The 6,000-nt window shown below is 48.3% G+C and carries 7 protein-coding genes; 3 read left to right on the top strand and 4 right to left on the bottom strand.

Going from position 1 to position 6,000, the window contains the following annotated elements:
* Nucleotides 1–215 precede the first annotated feature (215 nt).
* From RN22_RS12005 to RN22_RS11995, 3 genes are all read left to right on the top strand, one after another.
* Nucleotides 216–1,601, top strand: coding sequence for a TldD/PmbA family protein (locus RN22_RS12005; RefSeq protein ID WP_046304489.1), 1,386 nt, complete (start codon nt 216–218; stop codon nt 1,599–1,601).
* A complete protein-coding gene (locus RN22_RS12000; protein WP_046304487.1) occupies nt 1,601–2,944 on the top strand; it encodes a TldD/PmbA family protein in 1,344 nt (447 codons plus the stop codon). Before RN22_RS12005 ends, RN22_RS12000 begins: the two co-directional genes overlap by 1 nt.
* A 68-nt stretch (nt 2,945–3,012) precedes the next feature.
* Nucleotides 3,013–3,516 carry a GNAT family N-acetyltransferase gene (locus tag RN22_RS11995; RefSeq protein ID WP_046304485.1) on the top strand — a complete coding sequence of 168 codons (504 nt, stop codon included), beginning with the start codon at nt 3,013–3,015 and terminating at the stop codon, nt 3,514–3,516.
* Here RN22_RS11995 and RN22_RS11990 read toward each other — a convergent pair.
* The 4 genes from RN22_RS11990 to RN22_RS11975 all read right to left on the bottom strand — a co-directional run bounded on the left by RN22_RS11990 (nt 3,511) and on the right by RN22_RS11975 (nt 5,981).
* Entirely contained in the window at nt 3,511–3,984 is a 474-nt protein-coding gene (locus RN22_RS11990; RefSeq protein ID WP_046304483.1) for an NYN domain-containing protein, read from the bottom strand. The two genes, RN22_RS11995 and RN22_RS11990, sit on opposite strands and share 6 nt — an antisense overlap.
* A gap of 61 nt (nt 3,985–4,045) precedes the next feature.
* On the bottom strand, nt 4,046–4,429 hold the full coding sequence (locus tag RN22_RS11985; RefSeq protein ID WP_046304481.1) for an MAPEG family protein: 384 nt from the start codon (nt 4,427–4,429) through the stop codon (nt 4,046–4,048).
* Nucleotides 4,430–4,453: 24 nt separating this feature from the next.
* Complete coding sequence (locus tag RN22_RS11980; protein ID WP_046304479.1) at nt 4,454–5,308, bottom strand: alpha/beta hydrolase; 855 nt, start codon at nt 5,306–5,308, stop codon at nt 4,454–4,456.
* 82 nt (nt 5,309–5,390) lie between these two features.
* Nucleotides 5,391–5,981, bottom strand: coding sequence for a TetR/AcrR family transcriptional regulator (locus RN22_RS11975; RefSeq protein WP_046304477.1), 591 nt, complete (start codon nt 5,979–5,981; stop codon nt 5,391–5,393).
* Nucleotides 5,982–6,000 lie beyond the last annotated feature (19 nt).

The raw sequence follows: 6,000 nt of genomic DNA, 5'->3' as shown, positions 1-6,000 counted from the left end.
ATTTGCCTCGAATTGAACGCATTGATGACCTCTGAATACGAGCATCTTCAGGTCGTTTGGGTATATTAACTTACATTATGTAAATGTTTTGCATGATTTTTAATCAAACAGTCTCTACCTATATCACTAAAAGGCACACACGATTGGTGCTCTGGTTGCTAGCTGTTAATCTCAAAGTAACAGATAAGAAAACTGACTCTATGTAGGAGGAAGGAATGTTAAATACCAGCACTGCCAAAGCAGTGATTGACCACGCCCTGTTTTTGGGTGCGGATTTTGCGGAGTTGTTCGTTGAGCGACACCATTCAGGGAGCGTAGAGTTACTTTCAGGCGAAGTCGACAAAGTAAATTCAGGTATCGATTTCGGTATCGGCATCCGCCTTTTCTTTGGTCATAAAGTGCTTTACGGCTACACAAACAGCCAAGACGAAGAAAAGCTCAAGCAAGTCACCTCACTCCTCTGTGCAAAAGACAAACGTGACCAAATCGCACAAGCCGGCTCATTGAACTTTATGCAGCGCGACGATCGTCATCCAGTGAGTATGCCTTTCTCAGCAAACAACCATGTTGAAGAGAAAATTGCTTTCCTTAAGCGTGTCGATGCCAAAGCGCGCGCTCAAAGCGATAAAATTTCTCAAATCATTGGTCGTATCGCCCAGCGTGAGCAGCAGATCGAAATCTTCAACTCAACGGGTTTGCATGTTCAGGATACCCGCCACTATACCCGTATTGCTTCTTCAGTCGTTGCGACTCATGGCAACGAGCAATCTACCGGATATGAAGCACCGGGTATGCTTTCTGGTTGGGAGTTCAATGCTCAAATTGATCCAGAAGAGCTGGGAGAAATGGCCGCGAAACAAGCATTGATCAAGCTAGGCGCAGATGCCTGTCCGTCAGGCGAAATGCCAGTGGTGATTGGCAATGGCTTTGGCGGCGTGATTTTCCATGAAGCATGTGGTCATTTGCTGGAGACGACTTCTGTTGCCAAGAAAGCATCTGTCTTCCACGACAAAATGGGTGAGATGATTGCCCACTCTGCAGTCAGTGCCGTTGATGATGGCTTAATGACAAACGAATGGGGTTCTATCAACATCGATGATGAAGGCATGGAAACCCAACGCACTCAGCTGATCAAAGACGGCAAGCTGACAAGCTTTATGGTTGACCACATGGGCAGCCTGAAAACTGGTTTCGAACGCACAGGTTCCGGTCGTCGTGAATCCTATAAGTATGCCCCAACCTCCCGCATGCGTAACACCTTCATTGAACCGGGTGACGCGTCATTTGATGACATGATCAGCGGCGTAGAGCGCGGTATCTATGCGAAGAAAATGGGTGGTGGTTCCGTTCAGCCAGGAACCGGCGAGTTTAACTTTGCGGTTCAGGAAGCCTATCTGATTGAAGATGGCAAAGTGACCAAGCCGCTGAAATCCGCAACCTTGATCAGTACAGGCCCTAAAGTGCTTAAAGAAATCAGCTTGGTAGGTAAAGACTTTGCACTTGCTGCCGGCATGTGTGGCTCTGTGAGTGGCTCAGTTCCGACGACGGTTGGACAACCCGCGCTTAAAGTGGACAACATTCTGGTAGGAGGCGGTAACTAATGAGCGAGCAAAAAACATTAGAAAACGCCATCGAGCAGGTGCTTGAACTGGCACAGAAAAGCGGCGCGCAAGCTGATGTGATTGCATCCAGCAACGAAAGCTTTAGCCTGAAGGCCGACCAAGGCGAACTGTCAGAATACAAAGTCACCGCAAGTCAGGTCATCGGCGTTCGAGTGATTAAAGATGAACATGTCGCTATCAGCTACTCCGAATCCCTTGAGCCGCAAAATCTGGCGCAAATGGTCGATCAGGCGCTGACCAATGCCAGCTTCACCAAGAAAGATCCGCTCCAGAAAATTCGCGCAGAAGGTCTAAACATCAACACGGATTATCCGGAAATCTATCAGCAGGACGATGCAACGCCCGAGCAGAAGATCGAGTTGGCGTTGTCGCTTGAAGGCAAAATCCGTGAAAAACCATTGGCAAAAGGCGCACCATACAACGGATACAGCGAAAGCAGTGGCATCACCCTGCTGGGCAACACCCTCGGCACCCGCTGTTTCCACCAATCTCGTTCACTGAGCTGCTATACCGCCGCGTTGATTGACCACAACGACAAGCAAGCGATGCACGTTACTGCGTCTGTTGCCCGCACCTTTGATGGCCTGACACCAGAAAAGGTCATCAACGATGCCTACGATATGGCTGAAGCCCTGTTGGAAGGCACGCCAATTGCGACTGGCCAATACTCGGTCATTTTCGAGCAAGACAGCCTGAATGAAGTGCTGGGTGCTTTTGGTAGTGTGTTCTCCGGTGAATCGGCAAAACGTGGTATCAACCCATGGCGCGATAAGATTGGCCAGCAAGTCGCAAGTCCGCTGTTGAGTTTCAGGGATGTGGCTTACATGCCTGGAGGCCATGCCATCAAGTCATTCGATGGTGAAGGCTTTGCAACAAGTGACACGCCACTGATAGAAAACGGTGAGCTGGTTGGTCTGCTGCATAACTCAGCCACTGCCGCACATTTCGGCGTTGCGCATACCGCGAATGCAGGCCGTTCACCAAAAGGCACCTTGAGCGTCAGTTCTCGCCACGACGTGATTGGGGCTGGTACCAGCAGTGAAGCCGAAGTCACCGCTGGTGAATACCTTGAGCTGGTTGACCTCCAAGGTGTTCACTCTGGTGCAGACGCTATCAGTGGTGATTTCTCGTTTGGTGCAAGCGGGTTCCTCTGCCGCGATGGTAAACGAATCCAACCTGTGCGAGGCATCACAGTCGCGGGTAACTTCTATACCATGATCAAAGAGATTGAAGCAGTAGGAAACACTGTCGTGCCAAACTACGCGGGGCAGTTCTATTCGCCATTGATTCGCTTTGCGCGACTAAATATAGCGGGTAAATAAGCTTAGCGTCTAACCGCGTCTATACTCAAAGAGTCCTGATTTCAGGGCTCTTTTTTTGGGGAAACACAATGCAACAACCCATACTCAGCACCTCTCGATTAACGCTCAGAAACCTTAACGAGAATGATGCAGGCTTTATCAATCGACTTTATAACACCGACGGTTTTCTTCAGTTTATTGGGGATAAGAATATCCGAAGCAATATTGATGCGGCAGTGTATCTTCGCTCAACCTTACTGCCGATGCACAGTACGCCAAATATGGGCTTATTGGCTGTAGAGCTTAAAAATCATGAACCCATAGGTGTATGCGGGTTGATTGATAGAGACAACCTAGACGGCATTGATCTGGGGTTTGGATTCTTTCCAGAACATCACGGGAAAGGCTATGCGAAAGAAGCGGCAATCGCTGTTTTGGAGATGGCTAAGGAATCTTTGGCATTGACCGAAGTCGTCGCCATCACACTCGAAACCAACAAACGTTGTTTGAAACTGCTGAAAAGTCTCGGGTTCAAAAAGGCAACAGCCGCGCACCCAGAACCCGAAGTCATGCTATTGAGGTTAACGTTATAGAAGTAGGTCTTCTTCAATGCGGATAAAACGGTCAACGCTGTTGATCAATGAATTAGCGGTAAGCATCGGCACACCAAATACAATCGCTTCTTTGCTGTAGCGGTCACGCACTTTATTCATCAGCAAGTCAAAGTCTCCATCACCGGAAAGCAGGATAATGGTATCTACCTCCGGTGCCATTTCCATCACATCAATCGCAATGCCGACGTCCCAATCTCCTTTGGTACTGCCATCGCTGCGTTGAATGTAGGGTTTGAGCTTCACTTCAAAACCAATATGGCGTAGAGCATCCTGGAACTTGATTTGCTGATCATCATCGCGACGGATGGCATAGGCGTTAGCCACCACAACATCTCCCATGTACTGCAGCTGCTGCCAAAGTTTTCGATAGTTAAACTGGCGGCCGTAGGCTTGGCGGGTGGTGTAATAGATATTTTGAACATCTGCGAATACAGCGATTTTCTTCAAAGGAAGTTCCGGTGTGCTTATTGAGGGACGGGAAGAGAATAGCACACCGGATGTGAAAAAATCAGAAGATACCTAGATATAACGCCCATAGTGCTGAAGCTATCAACACTGTGAAGGTCAACAACATACCGTAAACGCGAAATTTCAGAGGCTCAGTTGGTTGGCTCACTGCATAGGCGTGGAGCAATCGACCAAGGAGTAAGGCGATACCGAGCACATGAAGATACGGATTTTGCTGATCTAGCTGAAGTTCCACCATCAACATCAGCAACAAAGCGAACGGGACATACTCTGCGAAATTGCCGTGAGCGCGAATGGCTTTGTTCAGCAACTTTTCGTTCCCATCACCCAAGGCCACTTTATATCCTCTACGGAATTTAATGACCCTCATTGCCAAGTAAATAAATACCAAACAAAGCAGCGCAGCATAGATAGGTGTGATCATGAGTTTCCCTTCCCAATGACTGATTTAGGTAAGCGGCCCGGCCACTTTTGAAAACGCTTCTTTTAACGGAGCACTTTTCAATACACGCCCATGCCCTAGCCCTTCTGTTTCCACCAAGGTGACATGGTCATAAATGGTCGCTTCTTTTGACACCCCAAATGGCGCAAAACGGTCACCTTTGTCATGAACAATCACAACCGGAGATTGGCGTTGACCCAACTTAACGAAGGGATCGATATCTTCAATACGGACGTTGTATTCCTGCCCGACAGAAGCAATCACCTCTTTGAACAGTTTCATGGAGTAACCCGACGCTTCAATGGTGCCAAATAGGTTGTCCCAGTATTTGAGTACTGGTGCCACGAGAATAATTGGCTTGCCTTGCAATGAAGGATGCTCGCTTTCCAGCAAGGTTGCTCCTCCCATTGAGTGCGCCACGACACCTTCTATCTTTTCCTGTTGGTTGAGAATGTCATCCAAAGCGTTGAGGAAAGCGGGAATACTCCCTTCTTTGCCTTCACTTTTGCCATGTCCTGGGTGGTCATAAGCCAACGCGGTAAAGCCAGCTTCAGCAATGTATTCCATCAACGGAAAAAACTGATTTGAAGAACCTGACCAGCCGTGTGTCAGCACCCAAGTTGGCCCAGTTCCCAACTTGTATGTCATCATTTTACCTTGTGCCGTTGGTACCGCTTCCACCACCATTCCCTCAGGCATTGGATTGGTTTCGCGTCCTTTTGCCGGTGTTAGAAATAGACGACGGGCGGTTTTAAGTGCATGCTTCGGGGCTATAGTGTGATGAAGCCTGCTGGCAACACTCAAAGCGCCACGTTTAAAGCTGAACCGGTTATTATTGCCAAAGTAGATTTTGCTACTCATGGATGTCCCTCATCGTTATCGAACGGTCGTGCTATTCCATCTCAAAGAAAAAGCAGGCTCGGTATGCATCTGCTTCCACCAATTATTTTCTGACTTTATTGAACAGGCCATCAATCCCTGTCCAAAACCTTTTCGCCCCTTCAGATTCAAGTTTCAACGTTCTAAACAGATGGCTACTCAGGTACAAACCATAAAGCTCATAAACGGTTTGCCAACAATCCAAATCTTCGCGGAACTCACCAGACTCAATCCCTTTCTCGAATTGAATATGCAAATAGTTCAGCCACTTCTTGATTGTTCCTTCCAACGCCTGCTGCATTGGGTCTTCTTCGTCGTGGCTTTCACGCCACGCATCCAAAAACATGCAGCTTCCCTGAAACGAGCTATTCCAAGTCAACCAGTTATCTAGCATATGGCGAATTTTCGCTTCAATGCTGGGGTGCGACGCTTCACGGCAAGGCACGATGATGCGGGCAGCGAAGCACTCGCCGGCAAACATCACGACAGCCGCCTGTAAATTACTGCGCGAGTTAAAATGTGCAAACAACCCGCTTTTGGACATACCCACCTGCTTGGCAAGTTCGCCAATAGTCAGGCTTTCCAACCCTTCCCGACTCGCCATTTCAAAGGCAACTGTCAGTATCTGTTCCCGCGTCTGTTTTTTCTTGCTCATTTTACGACTCTCAAGCATC

The organism is Grimontia sp. AD028, assembly GCF_000973155.1.
GTDB lineage: Bacteria > Pseudomonadota > Gammaproteobacteria > Enterobacterales > Vibrionaceae > Enterovibrio > Enterovibrio indicus.
Note: the sequence above shows the minus strand (reverse complement) of the source record. Positions and strands in the feature narration are given on the sequence as shown.